20 protein-coding genes and 2 pseudogenes are annotated in these 23,018 nt (G+C 68.1%); 13 read left to right on the forward strand and 9 right to left on the reverse strand.

The window, feature by feature from the left end:
• Window positions 1-164: 164 nt before the first annotated feature.
• A complete protein-coding gene (locus tag AB5L52_RS25400; protein ID WP_369366403.1) occupies window positions 165-698 on the reverse strand; it encodes a hypothetical protein in 534 nt (177 codons plus the stop codon).
• A gap of 218 nt (window positions 699-916) precedes the next feature.
• On the opposite strand from AB5L52_RS25400, the gene AB5L52_RS25405 reads away from it, so the two are divergent.
• Together AB5L52_RS25405 and AB5L52_RS25410 are read left to right on the forward strand one after the other, a co-directional pair.
• Window positions 917-1,729 (forward strand): alpha/beta fold hydrolase, encoded by an 813-nt coding sequence (locus AB5L52_RS25405; protein ID WP_369366405.1) that lies wholly within the window; start codon window positions 917-919, stop codon window positions 1,727-1,729.
• 6 nt (window positions 1,730-1,735) lie between these two features.
• The gene (locus tag AB5L52_RS25410) at window positions 1,736-2,995 is read left to right on the forward strand and encodes a hypothetical protein (RefSeq protein ID WP_369366407.1); all 1,260 of its coding nucleotides are present in this window, start codon (window positions 1,736-1,738) and stop codon (window positions 2,993-2,995) included.
• A 107-nt stretch (window positions 2,996-3,102) separates the two neighbouring features.
• On the opposite strand, the gene AB5L52_RS25415 is transcribed toward AB5L52_RS25410, so the two are convergent.
• Window positions 3,103-3,435, reverse strand: coding sequence for a hypothetical protein (locus AB5L52_RS25415; RefSeq protein WP_369366409.1), 333 nt, complete (start codon window positions 3,433-3,435; stop codon window positions 3,103-3,105).
• Window positions 3,436-4,098: 663 nt separating this feature from the next.
• On the opposite strand from AB5L52_RS25415, the gene AB5L52_RS25420 reads away from it, so the two are divergent.
• The 6 genes from AB5L52_RS25420 (at window position 4,099) to AB5L52_RS25445 (ending at window position 8,180) form a co-directional block, all read left to right on the forward strand.
• Window positions 4,099-4,833, forward strand: a complete 735-nt coding sequence (locus AB5L52_RS25420; RefSeq protein WP_351564510.1) for a Crp/Fnr family transcriptional regulator — start codon at window positions 4,099-4,101, stop codon at window positions 4,831-4,833.
• A gap of 114 nt (window positions 4,834-4,947) precedes the next feature.
• Window positions 4,948-5,739 (forward strand): hypothetical protein, encoded by a 792-nt coding sequence (locus AB5L52_RS25425; RefSeq protein WP_351564508.1) that lies wholly within the window; start codon window positions 4,948-4,950, stop codon window positions 5,737-5,739.
• On the forward strand, window positions 5,736-6,032 hold the full coding sequence (locus AB5L52_RS25430; RefSeq protein ID WP_369366412.1) for a hypothetical protein: 297 nt from the start codon (window positions 5,736-5,738) through the stop codon (window positions 6,030-6,032). Before AB5L52_RS25425 ends, AB5L52_RS25430 begins: the two co-directional genes overlap by 4 nt.
• Window positions 6,023-6,769 carry a hypothetical protein gene (locus AB5L52_RS25435; RefSeq protein WP_351564504.1) on the forward strand — a complete coding sequence of 249 codons (747 nt, stop codon included), beginning with the start codon at window positions 6,023-6,025 and terminating at the stop codon, window positions 6,767-6,769. Before AB5L52_RS25430 ends, AB5L52_RS25435 begins: the two co-directional genes overlap by 10 nt.
• Complete coding sequence (locus tag AB5L52_RS25440) at window positions 6,766-7,074, forward strand: helix-turn-helix domain-containing protein (protein ID WP_351564502.1); 309 nt, start codon at window positions 6,766-6,768, stop codon at window positions 7,072-7,074. Before AB5L52_RS25435 ends, AB5L52_RS25440 begins: the two co-directional genes overlap by 4 nt.
• Window positions 7,071-8,180, forward strand: a complete 1,110-nt coding sequence (locus AB5L52_RS25445) for a hypothetical protein (RefSeq protein WP_351564500.1) — start codon at window positions 7,071-7,073, stop codon at window positions 8,178-8,180. The genes AB5L52_RS25440 and AB5L52_RS25445 overlap by 4 nt, the downstream gene beginning before the upstream one ends.
• Window positions 8,181-8,525: 345 nt before the next feature.
• Here the strand turns inward: AB5L52_RS25445 and AB5L52_RS25450 are convergent, their stop codons facing one another.
• The 4 genes from AB5L52_RS25450 to AB5L52_RS25465 form a co-directional block, all read right to left on the reverse strand.
• Window positions 8,526-9,674: a hypothetical protein gene (locus AB5L52_RS25450; RefSeq protein WP_351564498.1), complete on the reverse strand. Its 1,149-nt coding sequence runs from the start codon at window positions 9,672-9,674 to the stop codon at window positions 8,526-8,528.
• 276 nt (window positions 9,675-9,950) lie between these two features.
• The gene (locus AB5L52_RS25455; RefSeq protein ID WP_369366416.1) at window positions 9,951-10,793 is read right to left on the reverse strand and encodes a hypothetical protein; all 843 of its coding nucleotides are present in this window, start codon (window positions 10,791-10,793) and stop codon (window positions 9,951-9,953) included.
• A complete protein-coding gene (locus AB5L52_RS25460) occupies window positions 10,790-15,304 on the reverse strand; it encodes an AAA domain-containing protein (protein WP_351564496.1) in 4,515 nt (1,504 codons plus the stop codon). The genes AB5L52_RS25455 and AB5L52_RS25460 overlap by 4 nt, the downstream gene beginning before the upstream one ends.
• A 420-nt stretch (window positions 15,305-15,724) precedes the next feature.
• The gene (locus AB5L52_RS25465; RefSeq protein WP_369366418.1) at window positions 15,725-16,009 is read right to left on the reverse strand and encodes a hypothetical protein; all 285 of its coding nucleotides are present in this window, start codon (window positions 16,007-16,009) and stop codon (window positions 15,725-15,727) included.
• 188 nt (window positions 16,010-16,197) lie between these two features.
• Between AB5L52_RS25465 and AB5L52_RS25470 the strand changes: the two genes are divergently transcribed.
• Window positions 16,198-16,371, forward strand: a complete 174-nt coding sequence (locus AB5L52_RS25470) for a hypothetical protein (RefSeq protein WP_351564492.1) — start codon at window positions 16,198-16,200, stop codon at window positions 16,369-16,371.
• Window positions 16,372-16,718: 347 nt separating this feature from the next.
• Here the strand turns inward: AB5L52_RS25470 and AB5L52_RS25475 are convergent, their stop codons facing one another.
• Entirely contained in the window at window positions 16,719-17,720 is a 1,002-nt protein-coding gene (locus AB5L52_RS25475) for an alpha/beta hydrolase (protein ID WP_351564490.1), read from the reverse strand.
• A 229-nt stretch (window positions 17,721-17,949) separates the two neighbouring features.
• Here AB5L52_RS25475 and AB5L52_RS25480 point away from each other — a divergent pair.
• From AB5L52_RS25480 to AB5L52_RS25495, 4 genes and pseudogenes are all read left to right on the forward strand, one after another.
• Window positions 17,950-19,355: pseudogene (locus tag AB5L52_RS25480) on the forward strand (IS1380 family transposase).
• Window positions 19,356-19,483: 128 nt separating this feature from the next.
• A pseudogene (locus AB5L52_RS25485) lies at window positions 19,484-19,736 on the forward strand (FAD-dependent oxidoreductase); the annotation flags it as partial.
• Window positions 19,737-20,016: 280 nt separating this feature from the next.
• The gene (locus tag AB5L52_RS25490; protein ID WP_369366420.1) at window positions 20,017-20,823 is read left to right on the forward strand and encodes a hypothetical protein; all 807 of its coding nucleotides are present in this window, start codon (window positions 20,017-20,019) and stop codon (window positions 20,821-20,823) included.
• A 7-nt stretch (window positions 20,824-20,830) separates the two neighbouring features.
• Window positions 20,831-21,994 carry an XRE family transcriptional regulator gene (locus tag AB5L52_RS25495; RefSeq protein WP_351564486.1) on the forward strand — a complete coding sequence of 388 codons (1,164 nt, stop codon included), beginning with the start codon at window positions 20,831-20,833 and terminating at the stop codon, window positions 21,992-21,994.
• A gap of 102 nt (window positions 21,995-22,096) precedes the next feature.
• Here AB5L52_RS25495 and AB5L52_RS25500 read toward each other — a convergent pair whose 3' ends face one another.
• On the reverse strand, window positions 22,097-22,459 hold the full coding sequence (locus AB5L52_RS25500) for a UDP-N-acetylmuramoylalanyl-D-glutamate--2,6-diaminopimelate ligase (RefSeq protein WP_351564484.1): 363 nt from the start codon (window positions 22,457-22,459) through the stop codon (window positions 22,097-22,099).
• A complete protein-coding gene (locus AB5L52_RS25505; RefSeq protein ID WP_351564482.1) occupies window positions 22,459-23,007 on the reverse strand; it encodes a C39 family peptidase in 549 nt (182 codons plus the stop codon). Before AB5L52_RS25505 ends, AB5L52_RS25500 begins: the two co-directional genes overlap by 1 nt.
• Between the last annotated feature and the right edge of the window lie 11 nt (window positions 23,008-23,018).

Raw genomic sequence — 23,018 nt, forward strand, 5'->3', positions numbered from 1 at the left:
ATGGCGCGGCCCCTGCGGTTTCTCCGGGGGTCTGTCCGATGGGCCGGTGATCGGCGCTGGAAACGGTGGCGCTCACGGTTGCCTCGGTCATGGTTTCAGTCACCGAAATCACATGACCGGGCTGCCCCGGGGAGCCTCCTAGGCGCCGAACCATCCAGCCCGGCCTACAGGATCGTCAACGTCGTCACCCCGGTCGCGCCAGTCACGCCGCCCGCTAGGCAATGCAGCGCGCTCGGTTGGGGCACCGGGATGACCTGGAGCAGCTTTCGGCCGTGGAAGGGGCCGTGGGTGACGGTGCCGGTGACTGGGGTGACCACTTGGCCGGCCACAGCCGTGCTGCTGCCGCTGATGTCGGCGGTGCTGGAGTCGCCCGTGTTCCAGACATAGGTCCGGCGGGCCCGGAAGCCTTCGAGCAGGTTGTTGCAGCCCGTGGAGAGCGTGAACTCCTCGTGATAGCTGCCGCTGCGCACCGCGCCGTTGCCCCCGGCACAAGAGGCGAAGCGCCCGTCGATCGTGACGTGGACGGGTCGCGCCTGGAGGGTGAGTCCCGGGGAGTAGCTGATGGACTCGGTTCCCTCACACTGCAGCAGCCCTGAGCCTTGGGGGTGGGCGGACGCCGGCACCACGGGCGCGGCCACGCTGAACACCACGGTGGCCGCCAGAGCGATTGCACGCGACCACTTCTCACCCGCCGTCACGGAGGATCTCTTCACATTGAGGACCATGGGGCACACCGTGCCCCGCTTGCACAGTCCGGAGACCGGCGCACGGGAGCATTCGACGGGTTCGCGTACCGGGGAAGTGCGCACGACGCGCTTCGCGCGCGCCTACCCGCACCGATCGTCTCGCGCATAGTCTCGTGCCGCCCCTTGACCGCCTTCCGCAGGGTCCTGGGCCGGAGTGAGCTGGAGAGAGATTGCACACCCTGGAGAGCGCCACGCTGGCAGTGCCGGGGGCGCGGCTGTACTTCGAAGTGCGCGGCACCGGACCGCTGTTGCTGCTCATCCCGGGTGGCGCCTCCGACGCCGAGGTCTTCCGCGACCTGGCCGACGAGCTCGCGGCTTGCCACCGCGTGGTCACCTACGACCCACGCGGCATCTCCCGCAGCCGCCTGGACGGGCCGCCGCCCGAACCATGGCTCGACATCCAGACCGACGACGCCGCACGGCTGCTCGACCACCTCGCCCGCAACGGTGAGACTCTGCAGGTGTTCGGCAGTTGCGCCGGCGGGCTCATCGCCCTGGAACTCATGGTCCGCGATCCGGAACGGGTCCGGCTGGCCGTCGTCCACGAGCCTCCCGCCGTGGGGCTGTTGCCGGACGCGGCACGGCACGCCGCCTTCTTCGACGAGGTGTACACGACGTTTTGCCGGGAAGGCGTCCCAGCGGCCTTGGACGGGTTCCGGGCCCTCTTCGGCGGCAGGCCCGCCCCGAAGCTCCGCGAAGCGGCCGACAACAGCGAGTTCTTCCTCTCCCACGTGATGCTGCCCTCCTCCCGCTGCGTGCCCGACCTCACCGCGCTGGCGGCCGTGGCGGACCGCATCGTCATGGCCGGCGGCCGGGAGTCGCGCACCTACGACGTGCACCAGCCGGCGGCCTTCCTCGCACAGCATCTCGGCCGGGAACTGGTCGAGTTCCCCGGCGGGCACGTCGGCTACGCCAAACACCCCGCCACGTTCGCGCGGCAACTCGCGGGGATTCTGGCTGCACCACGGCCCGCGGCCTGCTGACGCGCCGTGCGCATCCTGATGGGAGCCCAGAACTGCGGCTTCGGCCCGGCTTCCGTGCTCGTCGCCGTCTCCCGGCTGCTCCGCGGACACGAGCGAGTATTCGTGGGAGACAGCGTTGCGGCAGCGTTCGCCCGCCGCAACGCCAGCGCCTTCGATGCCGTCCACGAGCTCAGCGAACCGTCCGGGAACGGATCCGTACTCCTGGACCGTCTGCTCGCCGACAGCGACCACGTCGTCTCCGCCATGGACGCCGACCTCGTCCTGCGCGCGGTCGTAGCAGGCCGGCCTGTGGTCCTGGTGGACTGCCTGTTCAGTTTCTGGCAGCACCGCACCCCCCTGACACGGATCCACGAGCTGTGCGTGACCGTTCCCCGCACCTCCTTCCCCGCGGCGAGCCGTCACCTGTCCCGCCTCTCGCCGCACGAACGCGTCCTCGCCGCCCACCTGCTGGCCGACCACAGCGTGGTCCAGAACTTCCCCGGCGTTTCCCGGCGCATGGCCGAGTTCACCGACGCCGGCACGGGCCGCACGATGCTGCTGACCGGCCCACTGGTCGACCTGGACGGCCTGGCGAAAGCGCCAGCAGGTGAACGGGCGGCCGGCGGACCGGACTACGACCTGCTGATCAACACCGGCGGTTTCAAGAACTTCCTCCTCGACTTCGAGGTCAACAACGACTACCTCCGGCTCATCGACCGCTGGATCCCGGATCTGCTCACCGACTGGCCCCGGTTCACCCGCGTCCTGGTCTGCGGAGGCCCGTACGCCGGACACCGTGCCGGCAGCCACCAGACCTCCGCACGACGTGTCGACCGCCGCTTCGTCCCTCAGCGCGAACTGCTGCGGCAGGTGGCGAGAACACCGCACTCTCTGCTGGCTCCCGGCCTGTCGGCGCTCCACGAGACCACGCTCCTGGGCCAGTTGCCTCTGGCACTCCCCGACCAGCACTACGCGCACACGTTCACCATCCGCAACCTCGCGGACACTCTCTTCGGACGCCTGGCGGCCCGGTTCGCCGATGTCCTGCCCGGCCACGCATTGCCCGAGGACGACTACTCCGGCACCCAGGCCCTCGTGGCCGTCGCCGGCAAGATCCTGGAGAACGACGACCTGTACGCGCGGTTCCGCAGCACCTTCAACGAACGTATCGAGCAGTACCTCTTCCTCCCACCAGAACAGCGGCGCGCAGGAGTGGCGGAACTGCGCCACCTCCTTGACGGTCCTCCCGCACCCTCCGTGATCGCCTCGCTCCTTACGGCCCAGTGACCGGGGCGACAGCATCCACATACCAATCCCCGGGTGGTCCCCGGCGAGAGAGGGAACGCGGACGCGTTCCCTCTCCGACGCGGCGCGTAGAGCGGCTCGCCCTGCCCTCAGCGAGCTTCGCGCCGGGCCCGATCCAGGGCCTCGGCAGCAGCATCCGCGGCGAGCTGCCTGATCTCCTGCGGCGGCTCTCGCTCGTCGAGGACGAACAACCGGCTGCCGGTCGGGTGTGTGGTCGTCTTCCAGCCGAGACGGCGCCCCGCCGCCCGAGCGGCCCGCCGGACGTCCTTGAGTTCACCCATCTCTGCGAGATCGTCGCCGCTCAGGACCAGCTGCCCGTAGTGGCCCTCGTACTCCGGCTTCAGAGCGGCCCGCATCAGCGACTCAAGACGCTCGACCAGGTTCTCGTACCGGCGCCGGGCCAGCTCACCCTTGACGGGCATCCTGCACAGCTCCCCACCATCCGCGCGCACGGCATGTGTGCCATATGTGTGCTGCAAGCGCAGGGCCCCTCCCGTCCGCTGGACGGAAGGGGCCCTGACCTGGTGTTTCTCTGTGCCCCCGGCAGGATTCGAACCTGCGACACCCGCTTTAGGAGTGGGATCGAATCCTTGCCGGGGAGTGTTCGACGATGCCGCGCGGTGCTGTTCTACCTGATCAGCGCCACGCGGCATCGTGACCGATCCCGCTCATGACACCCTGTGCCGGACCATCCGCTCACGCATCGCTCACGCAGAGGAGGCTGCTGACCAGTGCGTTCGCTCCGTCTAGCGCGGCTCGACCTTCGGCCCGAAGTGGAGTTTGTGCGACCTCGGCGAGCCTTCAGTATCCACTCCCGCATACGTCGTGTCGGCGCCTGACCATCAATGCCCTAGCGAGCATGGCACTGAACGTTTCGCTTTAGGGGTGACGTTGTGGATGCCGAGATAGGTGTATAGCGGGGATACGCGGGTCACGCTGTCGTCGCAGACCAGCCGCCTCGGTCATATATCGGAGACCACGTGAGCCGCTGGTGCAGTAGCTGTCCGTGCACACGCTCTATCTGCTCGGATCCGGCTCTGATTCCCTGACCGGGAAGGCACCTGGGTTCGACCACGAGGTGGGGTATGGAGCGCGCGACCCATGGGACGGCACGGAGCTGCACGGATGGCATCGGCGAGCGGCGGCCTGTCCGCTTCCTCTGGAGCCTGTCACGTCCGGTCCGGGAGGAACTGCTGAGTATCGGTTTCCCCAAGCAGTATCCGCCCGGGAAGAAGATCCTGGTGGAAGGGGAGGCGGGCGATCATCTGGTGCTCCTGAGGGCCGGCTGCGTGAAGGTCACCGGCACGCTTGGCAACGGGCATGAAACCCTGATCGCCATCCGGGTCGGCGGAGACGTGGTCGGGGAGATGGCCGTGCTCGACGACATGCCCAGGTCGGCCACGGTGACGGCGTGCGACGACGTCGACGCGCACGTCGTCCAAGGCCGAGCGATGCGGAGCTTCCTCGACAAGTGTCCCGAGGCCGCCATTCAGATCGTGCGGCTCAGCAACCGCCGCCTGCGTACGGCGAATTCCTGGCGCATCGCGTTCGGTGAGTTCCCCGTTCGAGTGCGGCTGGCCCGTGCGCTCGCTGAACTGGCCGAGAACTACGGCCGATGCATCGGCTCGGACACCGTGATCTGTCTCGACCTCACACAGATCGAACTCGCCGCACTCATCGGAGCGAAGCTGAGGGCGGTACAGAAGGCGCTGGCGGGTTTTCGCGACCAGGGGATCGTCCGCACCCGCGGCGGCGAGATGGGAGTGATCAAACTGGACCGCCTCCGGGCGATCGGACGCCTGCCGATGACCGGTCGTTGACGGGACCTGGAAACCGCATTTTTGCGGCCTGCTCGGAGGTTCCGGCCCACCGGCCGCACAGTGGGCGTGCAACGCAAGCAACTGTCCACTCTCATCGAGCAGGTGATGGTTCACATGACGTCGCACCCGACCGTCCGTCCCTGGGGCAAGCCCCGGCCGGACGTCACCAGCCGCCTCTGCCTGGCGGCGGACATCGAGCAGTACAGCCGCTTCGACACTCCGGACCAGCGGGCCGCGCAGGCCCAACTCGCCAGGGTGCTGCGGATGGCGGCCGAGCGCAGCGGGCTGGACCACGGCAGGTGGTCCACCCAGCCGCAGGGCGACCTGGAGTTCGCGGTTCTCCCGCCCGGCACTCCCGAGCAACTGGTGTTGGGCGCGTACGTCACGCACCTGGCGGCCGAGCTCGGCGGCTACAACGCCACCCGCCGGCCCGCCGAGCGGATGCGGCTTCGGCTGGCCATCGACACCGGCGTGGCCACCACGGCAGCCCTGGGCTTCTCCGGCCCCGCCCCGATCGCGGTGGCCCGCTACCTGAACGCACCCGAGGTGAAGGAGGCCCTGGCGGCCGCCAGGTCGGCGAGCCTGGCCGTGGTGGTCTCCGACCGGCTCTACCAGGACGTGGTGCGCTCGGGATTCCACGGGCTCGCCCCGGAGCACTACCGCCGCATCCATGTGCGGCAGAAGGAGTTCGCTGGGTACGGCTGGCTCCGGTTGCCCGGAGTGGACCCGAAGGACGCGCGGGACCCCTGGCCGGGTGCGCCGGAGGACGGGCCGCGCCCCCCGGCGCGAGCGGAGGAGCGGGGGCAGCCGAGCTTCGTGCAGAACGACGTTCACGGCACCGCCATCCAGGGCGTGATCCATGGATCCGTCGTCCACGGGGCGGTGCCTGGCGGGGCAATCCGATGAGCGACGACCCGCCTGCCGGAGGCTGCACATCGTGCGAGAACGCGGCGGGCCACAACCGCCAGGAGGGCACCCGGGGCCTCTCCGTCCAGGGCCGGACCGGCGATGTGCACTACTACGCCGCCGCCTGCGATCACCATTCCGCCGCGAGCGCGCGGCGGCGCATGGCCGGCTTCTCGCCGGTCCCCTACGAGACGCTGCGTGAGGAGTTGCACCGGATCGTCCGGGCCTGCTCACGCATCGTGGACGACCTGCGTGACGACACCGACGACTCGGGAGGTTCGCCATGGGACTGATCCCCTACAACCGGATGTTCGACGTGCTGGAGCACCTGTTCCGGCCCGCCGACCTGCCCTTCCCGGTCACCACGGCCGACGGTCCGGCCCGGATCTCCGCCCTGGCGGCCCGGCGGGCGCTGTATGGCAGGTCGGCGGACCCGCAGCTCCGCGAGGAGATCTGGCGCGAGGCCATCGGCGCGGCGCAGCGCGACACCGACGCGGCCGGAGCTGACCGGCTTCTGGCGCTCTGGCTGGCCCTGCCCGCGATGCGGGCCACCCTCTACCGGATCGCGATCCGGTGGCCGATCGACCGGCGGGAGCTCGAATCCGAGTCACTGTGCACCCTGTTGGCAGTGCTCGCGGACGTCGATCTGCAAGCCCACGAGGTTGGCCTCGCACTGCTGCACCCCGCCGGTAACCGGGTGTGGGCGTTCGCCCGGGCCCGCATCCGGGAGCGACCGGCGGCGGACGTCGCGGCGCTGGCCGCCGCCCACCTGGCCGTGGAGGCACCCGCGGAGTCGCCGGTCGGCGACTGGCGGGATGGCTGGGAGCTGCGGGTGTCGCCGCCTGCCCGGCCTGACGGCCTGTCGGCGACAGTGCGGTTCAGCGTCTCACCCGAGCGGCTGGAGAGCTTTCGACTGGGTGAACTGGCAGGGCACCTGGGCCTCGGGGAGATCGTGCACCGGGCGCGGCGTCCGAGTGAGGGCAGCCGGATCGGCGCCCTGTCGCTGCGTCCGGTCGGAGGGAGGGGTTGACTCCGCGCTCCGGCACCTGGCTGTCGTTCGGCGAGGCGTTCGACCTGCCGTTGGTCGTCGACCTGCGCACCGCCGCCCGCGCGCTCGGGCTCTGCCCCGCCACCGCGTACAAGCTCATCCACCAGGGCGGCTTCCCCTGTTCTGTGCTGCGCTTCGGACGGCAGTACCGGATTCCCACCGCTGACCTGCTGCGGGCGCTCGGGATCGAGGAGCGCCCCGTCTACCCGGCCGATATGCGAGCCGGCGCCGAGTTCGCGGAACAGCACCACCAAGCAACGCAGTTCGAAACGGAGGACTACGCATGAGCATCGTGGCCGTCGCTGGTCCGGAGTCCGACGAGGCGCCGATGACGACCTGCTTCGTCATCGCGCCCATCGGCAACGAGCACGCCCCGGACGGGAGTCCGGAGCTCCTGGCGTTCGAGGAGAACCTGGAGATCTACGAGAAGGTGATCCTTCCCGCCTGCGCCAAGAAGGGCATCGTCCCGGTCCGGGCGGACGGGATCGCCGACCCGGGCGAGATCACCGAGCAGGTCTGCCGGCACCTCTTGCAGGACGACCTCGTGATCGCCGACCTCACCGGGGGCAATGCCAATGTCGCTTATGAGCTCGGGATCCGGCACCTGACCGGCAAGCCCATCATCCACATCGGCGAGAACGGGCAGCTGCCGCTCGATCTCTCGCTGATCCGGACGATCATGTTCAAGCGCAGCCGGAGCGGGCTGGTCAGGGCGCGGCGGGACCTGGAGAGCGCACTGGAGGGTGCTCTGCACAATGGGTTCGAGCCCCTGACCCCGGCCCGGATCCTGTTCGGGCTGCCGGCGGCGCTGCCGGCTGTGGTCGAGGCGGAGCCGGACGATCCGGAGGCGCCCGGGCTGATCGACCAGTTCGCCCGGGTGGAGGAGCAGATGGAGGCGATGACCGAGACCACGGAGGCGATCACCGGGTTCATGGCGGTGATCACCGACGCCGTCGTGCAGATCGGTCCCGTGATGGAGCGGGCCTCCCAGCCAGGGGTGCCGATGGGCGCGTGGCTGCCGGCCATGACCGAGTTGGGGAAGGCGATGGCTGAGCCGGCCTCCGGTCTCCGGGAGGCGTGCACCCGTTTCGCCGGGCAGATGGTGGAGATGGACGCGGCAGCCCAAACGGCGTTCGACGTCATCGCGACGATGCCGCCCGAACAGCGCACCGGGCCGCCGACTGGGTTTCTGGAGCAGATGGTCGGCATCGCCGAGTCCACCCACGAGGTGGTCGGCGTGCTTGGCGAGGTTGAGGTCTGCATGCGATGGGTGGCGAAGATGAGCCGGGAGCTGCGGGCGCCCGGCCGGGACATCTCGGCCGCGGTCAAGCAGGTGAGTGCCGCGATGACCCGGATCGCTGACTGGGAGCGCCGGGCCCGCGAGCTGATCTGACCGCCCGGCAGGTGGCCTCGGCGACAGCTGCCGGGGCCACCTGTGCCGCCCACCCGTCGGCCGGGTGAGCCGCGCGATCGGCTCACCCGTGGAAGCCCTCGCCCGCTGAGCGTGGTCGGGTCCTTCGTTTGCCCTGGTGAGCGAGTGCGATCGAATCCTTGCCGGGTGGTGACTGGCGCCACCGCGTGATGCTGTTTTGCCTGGTCAGCGCCATGCGGCTGGGTATTCCATCCGGCTCATGACGCGCCGTGCCGGACAGCCCGCTCACGCATCGCGCACGCACCGAGCCCGTCTTCTCGGCGTCGCGAGGGTGAAGGGCCGCACCGCACAAGTGCACGACGCGGGTTAATCGCGCAGTAGGCGCATAGCCAGCACGGAACCGTCAGGATGTATGGAGACGGGACCGTTCCACCGTGGGGCCCAGGTGTCGCGCGGCCAGGTGGACCGGCGTGCGTAGATCTCCCGGCGGTACTGCTCCACCCGCCCCTCCTCAAGGTGACGGAAGAGATCCTCCGCGACTCCGGAGAATGCCTCGACTCGCTTCCGGTTAAGTCGGAAGACGTGGTCCGTGCCGACGAAGTCGATGCCGAGGAACCGGTGGCGTGCGTCCTGGACGCTGTCCGTGGCCGCGTGCGTCAAGCCCGTGAAGTGCCGCTGCCCTTGCCGCTTCGTCAGGTACGGGGCGGTTGCGCTTCCGTCCCCAGCGAAGGCGGTGAGTCCGGCTGCGGTTGTGCGGGCGAGGGCGTGTTGGAACCACGCGTAGAGGTCCGGGCTCACGTGATAGCCAGGTTCTGGCTCCATGGGCTTGTCGCCTTGCGCGGGCGGCTGGATACCGGGGTAGACGTTCTCGTCCTCCAACGCGTGATCAAGATCGCGGCCGGGTGTGTCCAGCCAACCTCCCTTTCCTCCTGCCTCCAGTGTGTGGACTGTCAGTGGTCCGTCGAGAGGGAGCTCCGTGCTGAACACCAGACACGGTGTCTCATCCCATGCTCCGATGTGCACCGCCTCAACGTGAGCGGAAGCCGATGCGAGCTGAGTGTGCGAGGTGGAGAGCCCACTGTGGTTGCCCTTGCACGCGATCGGGAAGACGCGAGAGGGCTCGCCGGGCCTCCATACCTCGGCGAAGAACTGCGGGCGGTACCGGTAGCCCGACCTCGGGCCGGAGTCCCTACTGGTCAGGGCCCACCCTGCACGCAGGGCCGTGTCGGCCGGCACGATCGAGACGAAGTGATCCGGATAGCGCCTGTTCAGGAGTCGTGTGGCGAGTGCCAGCGCGAAACCGGTGCCGAGTTCTCCCGACTGAAGCGCCTTGTAGTAGTCCGCGGTCTCCCGGCCCTCGGGCGAGAGGGCCATGAAGGAGTCCGAGTTCCCGGTCAGAGCCTGGTTGTACTTCAGGCAGCCCCAGTGCTCGGCGAGGCCGCGTCCCGCTCCGCGTCGGGCCAAGGCAATCGACCGTCCCAAGGTGTGCAGCACCTCCCAGGGCGTGAGCTGCACGAGTCGGCTGAGATCCTTCGCCGGTATGGGCTGCAGTTCCGGCTTTCGGCGAAGCGGGTCGAGCTCCTTCCCCTTTCTCTGCTTGTCGTCGTCCGCCGCCGAGGCGCTCAAGTCCCCGGCCAGCTCCGAGTTTGAGTGGACTGCGACGTTCGACGGCTGCGCAAGGTCTCTCAGCACCTCTGCCGTGAGCTTCAACCTGCTCTCCCTCGTGATCTGTTGTCCCTGGTCTGACTGCGTGGCCCGGTAGTCACGCAGTGGCTTTCGCCCGTGCCCGCTCTACGCGCTGGCTTCGGGCTGGGTTGCCGCGAGGTCGTTGAGGGCGCCGTTCACGACGTACCAGGACACGGTGAGCGTGTCGCGGTCGGGAGTGTGCGCCTCGCGGAACTCACGCCGTGGGTGGACGAAATTGCGGTACTCGCGCAGGGTCTGGCTGTGGCGTTCCATGTCGACGTCGATCCAGCCCGCCTTGTGACAGATGTCGATGAGGGCCTTGAGGCCGATGAAGTCGGGGTCCTTGTTGCGCAGCAGGGAGGCGTCGCGCTCCTCGATCACCGTAAGCAAGACGCCCTCGAGGAGGCTGCCCAGCATGATGATGGCCGCGACGTGAGCCCCGTTGGCGTAGCAGGTGCGGGCTTCGTCCAGACGGCGCTGGAGCAGCGCGGCCATCTGTGGTTCACGGATGATCTCGGCCATGGTGGCCTTGAGCTCTACCGGCGCCTGCTGGCCCGGGTGTGCCATGGCCGGATCGCAGACGACGACCCTGGGTCGGCCTCCGGGGTTCTCCAGGCGGAAGCCTTCGTGGACCAAGAAGGCGTTGACCGCGTTGACGACGGCCGGGAGAACGTCGGGTTCTTCGAGGTACTCGCGTGCGTCCGCGAGTCTGAGGAGCACCTTCTCCAGTTCGGTGGGGTTCTCGCGACGTTCCATGAGTAGCTGAAGTGCCCACTCGCCCCGGTACTCGCCGTCGTACTCAGGCACGTTGCGCCACCCGGCGTCCTCCAGGAACTGGGTGATCTCGAAGCCCCTGCGGTAGTAGAGATGGTCGTCGCCGCAGATGACGCGGGCCAGCTCCTTCAAGGTGTTGCCGTCGAGTGGGCCCAGAACGGTTTCCTGCGTCATGCGGCGTTGTCCTCCGTGGTGTCGTTGTCGATTTGGTCGTCGTAACTGTCGTCGGTCTGTTCGTCCCCGGTGCCCTCGTCATCGGTGAGCCCGTCGTCCGAGGAGAGATCGAGTGGCTTCCACGCGGCGTTGGAGCCGACCGGCTGGGTGGCTGTCGCGGACCGCGTGTAGTTCGCGGGCCGGATCCCCTGGCGGTTGAGTTCTTCCCACAGGCCGTCGAGTGCCGCGGCGGGATCGAAGCGGAAGTCGCTCTCACGTATCCGCCAGAACTTCCATCCCACGCGCTTCAGTTCGCGGTCCCGCCGTTGATCGCTCTCGATCTGCTCCCGCGTGGCGTGGTGGAAGGCGTCGCCATCGCATTCCACGGCCAGCCGACCGCGGGCCCCCACCACCACCAGGTCGATGCGCTTGCTGCCGGCCGGAAACTGCGGGACCACGTGGTAACCCCGCTCCTTGATCTCCAGGTACACCTGCTGTTCGAAGAGCGAGTCGAAGGGAGCCCTCCGGACATCGGGCAGCACCGGTCCGATGTCGTCGGTGGCCTCCAGAGCAGCGGGTGGGTTCTCCATGTACGTCAGGAGGTTGAGCCGCAGGTCGTGCGGCTTGAGACGGTCGGGTGGGACCGAGTAGAAGAGCCACATCTGGTCCTGAGCCCGACTGGCGGCGACGTTGTACGCCTGCTGCTCGCTCTTGTTCCCACCCGCTGCGCGCGGCGGGTTCGTCACGACCATGGACAGCAGGATGACGTGGCGCTCGTCCCCCTGGAACGAGGCCGCGTTACCCACGCGAATCTGGTGGCGCTCGCGCACGGTGGCCGGCAGACGCTGCTCGATGAGGGCCTCCAGGAACTTGGTCTGTCCGAAGCCCTGGAGCACGATCACGCCCATGGTCTTGTCCTGGTAGACGGGGTCCTTGGCCAGGCGGGCCAGGCAGTCGACGATCGCCTCGGCCTCCTTGGGGTTGTGGACACGGCTGTCTCGGCCCGCAACCACGGCGCCTTCGACGAAGTGGGTACGCAATGGGTCGAGGCGTTCGGCGCCGTACTGGCGCAGGGGCAGAAGCTTGTGGTCGTAGAAGGTGCTGGAGGACCAGTTGATGATCTCGGGCACACAGCGGAAGTGCTCTTCGAGGCGGATCACCTGCGGAAAGAAGTTGCACAGCAACTGGTAGAGGTTGGCGTGCGGCATATAGAGCTGGCGCAGCCGGGTGGGCATGTCTGGCAGATGGGCGGCCAGCTTGTCCTGGATGGCCTGCAGACGGCCCTGGCCCGTGACGGCGGGCGCACACTGCTTGTCATCACCGACGACGATTACTCGGGGAGCCAGCCACAGGAGGAACAACGCGTCCATGCCCGCTTGGCTGGCCTCGTCGACGATGACGACGTCGAAGGCGTCCCGCTTCGCCTGCACCATCTCGGCGACCTGTGGGATGGGCATGACCCATGCGGGAACCGCGCCCTGGGCCACGGACATCGCATCGCGCGCCGCGGCTCGGAAGCGTCCTGCATGCCGCCCCTTGCCCTTGCCGACGGACGACATGTGCGTCCGGTACGCCTGGAGCGCCGAGTGCTGTTCCTGTGTCATCCGCTCCAAGCAGTGCAACCGCCCCCAAGCCGCGGCGAGTTCACCGGTCACATGCTCCAGCCGGGCTTCGTGCTCGCTGAGGTCGCCTTCGAGTTTGCGCTCCAGACCGGGCGTGCGCTGTTTGTCCATGAACTGCGAAGCCTTTGCCCATGCCCACGCCCGTTCCAGGGACCCCAGCCGTTCCTCCCAGTAGGGATCGTCGGTGCTGTCGACGAGGCGGCCTGCGAGCAAAGGGTGGTCGGCGCGTAGGGCGCCCAGCAGTTCGGTGCACCGACGCGTGCGGTGCTCCCGCCGGTGCGCTGCGGCCAGTGCATCTATGGCCTCGGTATAGGTGTCCACGTCCTGGTCGCGAAGTGCCTGTGCGAGAGCCATGGACTCCGTTGATGGCTGGGCGCCATTGACGGGGGTACGAAGGAGTTCGTCCCACGCGGCAAGTTGCGCCACCGCCTCATCGGCGGCGCGTCGGCCATGGAGCGCAGCGACGCCGGCGTTGAAGTTCTGCCACGTCCGGCGGGAGGCGATCGCCAGGCGCACACCGTGACGTACGAGAAGCTCGTCGACGCGGTCCCGTGCCGAGCCGAATGCCTGTACGTGCTCTAGGCACTCGGTGCGTGCGCTCAGTGCGGCCAGCCGTACCTCCACGTCTCCCGGGGGGAGCGCGGCATTTGCCTGTTGCCAGCGTGTGGCCGCGCCAGCGAGGGCGGAGTGGGCCCGCAGGTGTGCCAGTACGGCGTCCAGGTCCTCCGCCGTCTGCGGCCCACGGCCGTCGACGGTGCAGGAGTCCAGCAACTCCCGGGCGTTCTTCTGCGCCTTGCTCGGAAACCGCGGGCGCAGAGTCTTGCCTGTGGCCAGATGGGCCCGGAGCGCGGCGCCGACGGTCGCCAGCTGGCTGGCCTTCTGGGCGGTCAGGTCCTCGGGCACGGTCACCAAGCGCAGGCCCAGCGCGTCCAGGTCCCGCGCGACCTCGCGGATGTCGTCGGTGACAGCTGCCACGCGCTGCCACAGCCCGAGGTCGGATCGGGAGAGCCGGTCCGTCAGCGCCCGAGTGATCCAGGAATCCGGATCCCAGCGTGTGGCGTCGGCAGGCACCCCGAGGTGATGAAGGGCCGTCTCGCAGCCATCCAGCAGCGAGGCCAGTTCGGCGGTCACGGACGCGTCGAGATGAGCGAGTACGTTCCGGATCTCGACGGCCTCCGCGGACAGACCCTCGTCGCTGAGGCGGCTGGCCACGAAGACGTCCGCGATGTGCCGGGGCGAAGGAAGCTCGTCAGGGGCAGGCAACACCCCGCCCACCCGCGGCTGACCCGCGCCGTCACGCAGCAGCAGGAGGAGTTCCTGGGCTTGCTCGGAGGCCAGCGGAGGGGAGTCCTCGGCGGTGTCCGGGAGAGGGCTGATCCACTCGAACTCCTTGGTCCCGGTGTGGACCCGCTCCACGATCTCGGCGAGCGTTCCCGCGTATCCCGGTGCCACGCTCCGATGCCGATACTCAGCCTCTCGGAGCGAGATCACCTGCTCCGTGAGCGTCTCGATCCGTCCTCGTACCTCGTCCCGTTCGCCGGCGAGGCGGCGGATCTCGGCACGTAGTTCGTCAGGGTCGCTGGTGGCTACCTGGTCGGTGAGCGCGTTGATGGTGCGTTCAAGCTCGCCAGCGCCGTCGTGGCGAGTGGAGCTGAGCAGCAGGACACACAAGTCCCTTACTGACGTGGGAAGTTTGTCCCGCAAGACGGTCAGAGCCTGGTCGCGGGCGCTGGTGACGAGCACCCGCTGGCCCTGAGCGAGCAGCGCGGAGACAAGGTTGGCGATCGTGTGGGTCTTGCCCGTGCCGGGTGGCCCCTGGACCACCACGCCGGTGTCGCGCTCCAGGCGCCCCAGCACGCTGCGCTGCTGTGCGTTCGTCTTACCAGGGAAGAGAGGATCGTCACCGAAGAGCGGGGCCCTTTGGGTTCCGTCCCAGGCCGATCGGTCGTCGGTTTCGATCGTCATGGCCATTTGGGCCAGGCCGAGCGGCGCACGGCCCTCCGAGGCCACCGCTTCCGCGATCTGGTCGTAGAACCGCAGCAGAGAGTTGAGGTTGCGGGGGCGCATGACCAGGGCGGGCGCGTATGTGAGGCGCGCCCCCGGCTCAGGTGCGCGGGGCGGCTCCCACGCCGCGCTGAAGCCCATGGGACGTGTGATCGCCCTCTCCTGCCACTGCGCCAGTTGCTCCAGTGCCTCGGGCCCCAGCGGATCCATCCCACGAGCGGTGATCTCTTCCGAGAGAGCGGCCCCGCGCTCGCGAACCCATCCGTCGTCGCTGTCCAGGAAGTCCTGGTCTTCGAGACGCAGGGCGCTCTCCGACGACAGCCTCACCGTCAGCTTTGCCGTGCGGCGGTCCACCGACGTCTCGACCCGATGGGTGAACAGATGGCGGTGCACCGTGTCCTCGTTCGGACCAGCCCAGGTCAACAGCCCTATACCCAGGATGAGTTCTGTCTGGTCGTCCTCCTGGGCCAGCTTCTGGTGCCACGCGTAGACCCGGTCGTAGAGCTCCCGGAGCGGCCGTTCCGCGCGCTCCCGCTCCGCCCACCTGCGCCAGCGGTCCAGCCAGGTGCCATAGGCCCGCAGCACGTCACCGGCCTCTTCACGGCGCAGGGTGCCTTCCTCCTCCAGCCGTTCCCGCTCGTCCGCGACGCGCACCAGCTCGCGCCCCGGCCCCTCCTCCGCAAGAGGCGGATCACCCCCATCTGGGTCCAGGCAGCGCGTCGGCTCCACCCAGCCGTCGAGCGAGGCGGGCAGGTCGGGCGGCGCGCTCTGCGGCACATGGTCGAGAATCAGCAGCACGCCGTCGTCGCGCGGTGCCGGCCTGCGGACGGGCTCGGGCAGCCGGGCCAGCCAGAGGCGGTCACGACTTTGGTCGTCACGCTGCCGCTGATGGCTGCTGTGGACCACATCACGCAGGAAATTGACCAACCCTGCCGTCTGCCCGATGACGTCTGGATCACTCGCGTGGCGTCGCGGAACGTTCACCATTCTCCTTCTCGGCCGCTGACGAACGTTCCAGAATGAGGGTCGGTCGAGGTGCCAGCAACGGGCTCCAGGCAGGATGACCGGATCTGCTTCACAAGCTTCGACACTGTGCGCGTCGCTGAATGGCCTGGTCGCGGACGTGCTGATCGGCCCGGCCGGAAGCGTCCTCGACGGTCCTTTCATGTGCCTCTGCACAGGTGGGAGGCAATGTGGAGAGACCATCGGGAACAGCCTGATAGCCAGGACGACAGACCGCGTGAGCCCCCGTGCGTGCTTCGCGGGCGGACCGAACGGCAGCTACGGTCCGCGATGAACGATGTCTGGTTATGGCGAAAACTGACGTCAGGCTTCGCAATCGTCGCGGCCTTTGACGACGAGGGTGTCACCGACGCGGACGGGACCGTACCGGTCGCTGTGGCAGTGCCCGGCGCAGATCACGTCAAGGGACGGGCAGGATGCCGCCAGCTTGAGATCCTCCTCGAAGCCGCAGCTCAACAGGACTGTCCTTCTGGTGCCGGTGGCGAGCGCCAGCTCATGCAGGGCCTGCACGAGATCCGTGACCGCGTGGCCAGCTCGCTGCGCTGCGGGGATCGAGTGGAAAGCCTGCTGTCCGATCATGGCGGTCACGCCCACGCGTCGATCACCGATGTCGGCGATGTGCAGTCGGCGGAAGATCGCGTCACCGGTACTGGCATCGATGGCGTTGGCACAGACCGTGCGCTGGTGGAGGTCGGGTTCGGGGTGGCGGGGCCAGCCGTGGTTGCCCAGGGCCAGGAGGTCGTACAGCTTGAGGAGGATCTGCCGCTCGATTCACAGTGCGCCTGTGGAATCCGGTTGATGGCCAGCCACTTCCCGGCTCTCTCGATGCCTCCTTCGGCGAGACGTACGACGTTGCGTTTTCTCCGGATGGCGGCCTCCTTGCAGCGGTTGGTGACGACAACAGCGTCCGTATTTGGATCACGCCTGCCCATCGTGCTGGTGGGTGGTAGTTGGGCCCCGAAGCCGCCTAGCCTGACGCGTTCACCGGGCAAGTCCGGATCTTGATGTCGGAACGCAGAAGTACTCCCTGAGCTGTGATGATCCGACTTATCGAAGATCAAAGCATCGCAGCTGGGAGCACTTGCCACGTGAACTCCACAACGTCTCGTTCGAGGCTGTCTGATGCGCTCGGGGTTTGACGGAGCCGGGATGCTGGACACTTCTTGGTCCAGAACCTTGGAGGGCTCCGTGTCACGCAGCTATCCGCCTGAGTTCCGTCGCAAGGTTCCTCGACCTCGTTGCTACGGGCCGCCTGGCCGGCACGTTTTCCATCCCGCGACCGACTACCGCCAGACCGTCAGTTGGTGGCGAGAAGGTGCTCCAGCCAGTTGCGGCGTGCCGCGACAGCGGCCTTGCTGATCCGCGACTCGGGGGCTTTCCGGTCGAAGCCGTGGATTCCGCCGGGCCACACGTGCAGTTCGGCTTCGCCGCCGGCCTGCCAGATCCGGTCGGCGTAGGCGAGGATCTCATCGCGCAGGCACTCGGCGGAGCCGACGTCGAGGAATGTGGGCGGCAGGCCGGCCAGGTCAGTGGCGCGGGCGGGCGCAGCGTACTGCGGCACGTCAGCTCCGCCCTGGACGTCGCCGAGCAGCGAGCTCCAGGCGAACCTGTTGCGGCTGCGGTCGAAGAGTTCGACGTCGTCCATCTGCAGGGCCGAGGCGCTGTCGTTGCGGTCGTCGAGCAGCGGGGCAATCAGCAGCTGGCCGAGCAGGCGGGGACCGCCCTTGTCGCGCACGGTCAAAGCGAGCGCGGCGCTGAGGGTGCCGCCGGCGCTGAAGCCCGTGACGACGATGCGCTCCGAGTCGATGCCGAGCTCGTCCGCGTGGTCGGCGACCCACAGCAGACCGGCGTAAGCGTCGTTGATCTGGGCGGGGTAGGGGTGCTCGGGCGCGAGCCGGTAGCCGACCGAGATCAGCGTCGCCCCGAACCGCTCGGCCGTCTCGAGTATCTGGTCGAGCCCGGTGCGGTGATCGCTACCGTAGAAGCCGCCGCCGTGTATGAAGTAGAGCGCCGGCCGCGATGCGGGCGCGCCGGAGGGTGTGCACACCAGCAGCGGGATCTCGGGGGCGCCGTCCAGGCCGGGCACCGAAGGCTGGAAGACGGTGAAGCGCCCGCCATGGCTGAGGTCCTCGAGCGCCGCCACTGCGGCGTCGACCTCCGCGCGGATCACCGACAGCTTCTCGAGGCTCATCAGCGCCAAGTCCGGTTCCTCCGCCAGGTAGGCGTCATAAGCGACCTGAAGTTCGGCATCGAGTGGAACGGGAACGGCGGGCACGGTCTTTCCAGGTTCAAGATCCATGCGCGCACGCTAGCGCCCCTGCTCCTTTCGCAACATCCGGTTTCAACACCTTGCCGATCGCGCAGCAGGGCCGGGCTGATCAGCGGCGTGGGTCAGGCGTTGCCTGCTCGATCTCGACCAGTCTCACCGAGTAAGTCTGGATCTTGATAGCGGAACGCAGAAGTGCACCCTGAGCTGCGATGATCCGACTTGTCGAGGATCAAAGCGCCGCAGCCGGGAGCAGTTTCAGGTGAGCTCTACAACGTCTCGTTCGAGGCTGTCCGTAACGTCCGACGGGCGAGGTGTCGTCTCGCATGCCGGGGCCCGGCTGCTGTCCGATCTGGTGGAGGTGACCACGCTGACCAGTGCCTTCGGTGACGCGCTGGCCGGAGGACGACAGCGCACCGGCGGCCACGATCCGGGCCAGGTGATCACGGACATGGCGGTGATGCTCGCCGATGGTGGCGAGACCATCTCGGATCTCGCCGTGCTGCGGGACCAGGCCGAGCTGTTCGGGCCGGTGGCCTCCCCGGCCACGGCATGGCGGGTGCTGAACCGAATCGATGAGGCGGCCCTGGGCCGGATGCGGGCGGCCAGAGCTGCGGCCCGCGAGATCGCCTGGGCGCAGCATGCCGACACCCGTGAGAATTCCCGCAGGCCAAAGCCGCTGGGCGGGTGATACCGGGGCTGGTGGTGGACATCGACGCCACCATCGTGATCTGTCACTCGGAGAAGGAGCAGGCGACACCGACTTGGAAGAAGACCTTCGGCTATCACCCGATCCTGGCCTTCCTGGACAACACCGGCGAGGGGTTGGCCGGGATCCTGCGCCCCGGGCGGGCTGGGTCCACCACCGCCGCCGACCACATCACCGTCCTGGACCACGCGCTTGCCCAGATCCCTGAAGACCGGCGGTATGGGGTCCCGATCCTGGTCCGCACCGACACCGCCGGCTGCACCAAAGCGTTCCTGGCACACATCAGGGCACTGCGCGCCGACGGGGTGGACGCCCGGTTCTCCGTCGGCGCCCCCATCGACGCCGAGGTCCGTGACGCCATCAGCGCGCTGCCGGCCTCCGCGTGGTCGGCCGCGGTTGACGCCGACGACGAACCCCGTGACGGCGCGCAGGTCGCCGAGCTGACCGGTCTGCTCGACGCCGCCGGGTTTCCCGAAGGCACCCGGTTCATCGTGCGGCGAGAACGCCCGCACCCCGGCGCTGCCCTGGATCTGTTCGACACCGTCGAAGGCTTCCGACACCAGCTCATCGCCACCGACAGCCCTCCCAGCACCGGACCTCTGGCCTTCATCGACGCCCGCCACCGCGCCCACGCCCGCGTCGAGGACCGCATCCGGTGCGGCAAGGACACCGGGTTCGGCCGCTTCCCGTCGCGCCAGGCGAACATCAACGCCGCCTGGCTGGAACTCGCCCTGGCTGGCATCGACCTCATCGCCTGGACCCAGATCCTGCTCCTTGACGGCGAACTGGCCAAGGCCGAGCCCAAGCGACTGCGCTACCGACTGTTGCACACCGCCGCTCGCATCACCCGCGGCGGCAGACGGACCTGGCTGCGGATCGCCGAACACTGGCCCTGGGCCCGGGACCTCGTCACCGCCTTCGCCCGCCTGGCCGCGTTGCCCCGTCCGGCCATCTGCTGACCAGCCGCTTCGCGATGCCGCCCGACCACGACCCCGAGGACTCCTGGAGCAGCCGGCCACCGCGCCGGGCCTGCCGCATGCCCGCATGCCCGCATCACACCGTCACGACCCAGCCCACTCAGCACCCAGACTCGCGCACGGAGCTGTTCAAGGACCAACTGGACCTGGACGAGGACGGCCTACCTGAAGGTGCAGTCCCCGAGCACGCGTACGAACATCCCCGGGGTCTTCGCCGCCGGCGATGTCGTCGACCACATCTACCGTCAGGCCATCACGGCCGCCGGCAGCGGCTGCGCGGCGGCCTTGGACGCCGAGCGGTACCTCGCAGCCCTCACCGATGCTGCGGCGAAGACGCCCCAATCCGTCGTGACGACCGTGTAAGGCAACGGCTGGCCTGCCCGCCGCAAGAACAAGCAGTGCGGCAGGCCCCATTGAATTGAGCGGGCCGCCGGATGCAGGCACCCGAAAGGCCGCAATCGCCACTTGACTTGAGGTTACTGCCGCTTCGAACCGCCAAGTGGCACTTGTGGACCGTCGCCTTAAGGCGCAGTGAGTGGCAACTTGAGCTGCGGACGCCCCCATGCTCTTGAGATGTGAGCCTCAGCGCACCCATCTGCTTGATTTTCACGCATAGTTCGGGGCTTCCTGGTATCGTCCTAGCGTGGAAATCGCTCTGCAGCAAGCAGTGAGTGATCTCCAGCGGGTGCTGGAGATCGTCCGGGATGTCGCGCGCGAGGTGTACGCGACCAACGCCGACCGTCATGACCCGTCGCACGGGGACGACAACGGCACCTTCGCTCAGCTGGTCTGGCGGAACATTGCCAACCTCACGTTCCAGAAGCTCAACCAGGCAGGGATTCCCGTCCGAAGGGTGGCTGGCGGGGCCATCGAGGTCATATCCGGATCGTGGGTCGTGAGGATCTACAAGTTCCCGCTGACAGCCCCTGACAAGGTGCGGGACAAGCTCGAACAGCTCAGCTGGGACGGCAGCTCCGCTCGGCTCCGAGGTGCCGTGCTGAACAGCGCGACGAAAGGGCAGTTGGCGTTCGATCATGACCCGGACTGGGCTGACAGCTTTGCTGAAGTTGTTCAACAGGGGCACGTCCGGATCATGCACACGGGTGACCCGGAGACGGGGAACTGCGTCATTGAAGTGGGCCTTCCGCGCGACAACCGCGAAGGCGGCTCGCCTTGGCTTGATGGCACCGTCGAGATCCACAATGATCTCCAGTTGAGCCTTCCGGCTCCGCGGTCGACAGAGGATGCGCTCGTCGGCCCGGGTGGGCTGCCCCCAGAGGGGCTTCCGGATCGAGACGACGAGTTGCCGTCTGAATCGGAGTCCGATGAGGGTCGACCCGCTGCAGGGAAGGCGCCGAAGGCACCCGACTACACCGACCTCGAAGAGAACGAGCTGCCGCTTCGCCGGCGCACCGAAGAGACGCGCGACAAGCGCGCGAACACAGACTGAGATATCCATGCCGACACCGCTGCGAGGATCGAGAGGCGCTGAACTCGCCTCCCGCTCCTTCGAACCTGAAGCTCTGAGCACAGCTCGTCAGCTTCGAGGACTCCGCAAGAACGAGCTCGCCAGGAAGGTCGGGCTCACACCGGCAGCGGTCAGCCAGTACGAGCTGGGACAGAGTCGTCCTTCGGCCACGGTCGTTGCGCAGTTGGCTATGGCATTGGGGGTGCCGGCCACGTTCTTCGCTACTGGGCACCCGCATCCGACGGTGCCCAGCGCTGCTCACTTCCGAAGTCTTAGGGCGACGACGCAGCTGCAGCGGGATCAGGCTGTCGCGTTCGGCAAGATCGTCTGGCGGCTCGTCACGACAGTCGAGCACTACGTGGAGCTCCCGCCTGCAGCACTGCCGCGCCTGGCCCTGCCGGTCGAGCCGAGCCGGGCGGACATCGCGGCCGTGGCTCGCGATGCACGCGACGCCATGGGGGTCCCGAGCGGCCCGATCCCCCATGTGACCCGACTACTCGAAGCTCATGGCGCCGTGGTCCTGGAGCTACCAGCCATGTCCAAACGGGTGGATGCCTTCTCGCATTGGTACGGGAGCAGGCCGCTGGTCTTCCGGAACCCTGCCAAGAACGACAAGGCTCGGTCTCGATTCGACGCAGCGCACGAGGCCGGGCACTTGGTCATGCACCTTGACGCTGAGCCTGGCAGCCGCATTGTCGAGAACCAGGCGCATGACTTCGCTGCCGAGTTCTTGATGCCAAGCGCTGAGATCCTCGCGGAGCTGCCGCAGAGACTTGACTGGGAGGCGCTCTACGCGCTGAAGCGACGCTGGGGCACTTCCCTTAAAGCCCTCGTCTACCGTGCCCATGCCCTCGGTGCCTTCCGAGAGACAACGTACAAGCGCGCCATGATGATGCTCTCTCAGCACGGCGATCCGGAACCTTGCGACCTCGGCCCCCGCGAAGCGCCCCTCCTACTTGAAAAGGCGGTCCGCCTTTGTGAAGAGACGGGCGTTTCGTTCGATGAACTTGTCTCCCGCTCGGGCCTGCCCTTCGAGCTCGCGAACGAGGTCTACACAACCGCGACCATGACGAGGCCGCGCCTTGCACTGGACGCGTCCGAGGAGGGTGAGATGCCAGCCGCCACTGAGGTGCTGACGCTATTCCCTAACTGATGGTCATCCCCAGTCCGGATCGGGCCGGGGTCTCGCGGTTCGCAGGCCCTGTCATACGGGGTCGACCTGATCCGGCAAAGATTCCGGCGGCCCGGAGCCTGCTCACAGGCTCGTGACGGCCTGCCCGGTGAGCGCTTGGGCGATCTGCCAAAGCTGCCCGCTGCGGGATGCCTTCACGAGCAGAACGTCACCGGGTCGGAGGATGGATTGGAGGTAGGCGGCAGCGGTGGCGTTGTCGCCCACCATCGCAATGTCCGGAACCCCTGCCGCGCCTGCCGAGAGAGCCAGTTGCTTGGCGAGGTCCCCGCCGACTGCCACAACGAGGTCGACGCCGTTCTCGGCTGCCATGCGCCCCACCTCGCGGTGGGCTTCAACGGCCTCGTCACCCAGTTCCAGCATCTCTCCGAGTACGGCGATCCTCCGGCCTCCTGCGGCCTCTGTCGTTTCGCCGTCGGTCTCGGTCATCAACATTCTCCGTTGGGGATCAGGGGCGCGAAGGCGATGGCGCGGCCCGTGTAAGAAGGGGAGAGACGGCTGAGGGGGACTCGGTCATGCGTCTGGCCCCAAGCCGATGGGTCCCGGAAGTGGATCACCGGGTCGGGGCCGTCCTCGTAGCCGCGCAGGATGACGAGGTGGCCGCCGGCGCGGCCGTCGTCCGGGAGCTGCTCGGTCACGGACACGATGAGCGGGGCGTCCTCGAGCCGGGTGAGTAGGTCCTCGACGGGCACGGGCTCCGCGCGAGACGGCACTCCGAGGTCGCTTGCCATGTTCGCGATCCCCGCGTGGAGCGCGCCACGCGGGGTCAGAACGTCTTGCTTGACCGCGAGTTTCAGGAGTTCCGTCACCGTGGGCGCCTCGCGCCCGTAGGCGAGCAGGATCATTCTCAGCGAGGCCAGGCCGCACGCCCGGTTGGACCAAACGATCCTGTCTCCCAGTGCCCAACCGCCATGCAGATCCCACTCGGCGGGGTCGATGAGCTGTCGGCACAGGGGGACATCGTGGACGCGCGGCACAGCGGCAGGCT

The sequence above is a fragment of the Streptomyces sp. CG4 genome (assembly GCF_041080655.1).
In the GTDB taxonomy this organism is placed as follows: Bacteria; Actinomycetota; Actinomycetes; order Streptomycetales; family Streptomycetaceae; genus Streptomyces.